Source organism: Rhodococcus jostii NBRC 16295 (assembly GCF_001894825.1).
Taxonomy (GTDB): Bacteria; Actinomycetota; Actinomycetes; order Mycobacteriales; family Mycobacteriaceae; genus Rhodococcus_F; species Rhodococcus_F jostii.
Genome location: NZ_BCWY01000189.1, coordinates 1 through 930, shown reverse-complemented (window position 1 = coordinate 930; position 930 = coordinate 1). Strand labels below are relative to the sequence as shown.

Here is a 930-nt window from a genome sequence, read left to right as displayed (position 1 = left end):
CGTTCGTGTCATCCGTGAGGGTGTTGCGTCGTATCTGCCGGATATCGATCCGGATGAGACCACGGAGTGGTTGGAATCGTTCGATGGACTGTTGGACCGTTCGGGTCCGACCCGTGCCCGGTATCTGATGTTGCGGATGCTCGAGCGGGCCGGGGAGAAGCACGTCGCGTTGCCGGCGTTGACGTCCACCGATTATGTGAACACCATCCCGACGGAGAACGAGCCGTGGTTCCCCGGCGACGAGGAAACCGAGCGCCGGTACCGGGCGTTCATCCGGTGGAACGCGGCGGTGATGGTGACCCGCGCGCAGCGCCCCGGCGTCGGCGTCGGCGGCCACATCTCCACCTACGCCTCCTCCGCCGCCCTGTACGAGGTGGGGTTCAACCACTTCTTCCGCGGCAAGGATCATCCCGGCGGTGGGGATCAGATCTTCATCCAGGGTCACGCCTCCCCGGGCATCTACGCCCGCGCGTTCCTGGAGGGGCGGATCCCGGCGGAGCGGATGGACGGGTTCCGGCAGGAACACTCGCACACCGATCAGGGTGGCGGGCTGCCGTCGTACCCGCACCCGCGGCTGCTCCCGGATTTCTGGGAATTCCCGACCGTGTCGATGGGTCTGGGCCCGATGAACGCGATCTACCAGGCGAGGTTCAACCACTACCTCAGCGACCGGGGCATCAAGGACACCACCGATCAGCACGTGTGGGCGTTCCTGGGTGACGGGGAGATGGACGAACCCGAATCGCGGGGCCTCGCCCACGTCGCCGCCACCGAAGGTTTGGACAACCTCACCTTCGTGGTGAACTGCAACCTGCAGCGCCTCGACGGCCCGGTCCGCGGCAACGGCAAGATCATCCAGGAGTTGGAGTCGTTCTTCCGCGGCGCCGGCTGGAACGTGATCAAGGTGGTCTGGGGCCGCGAGTGGGACGC

1 protein-coding gene is annotated in these 930 nt (G+C 66.2%); it reads left to right on the top strand.

Annotated features, from left to right (window positions below):
- The coding region (locus RJ1_RS44460) for a pyruvate dehydrogenase E1 component-related protein (protein ID WP_501193867.1) at positions 1–930 on the top strand (930 nt) is incomplete at both ends.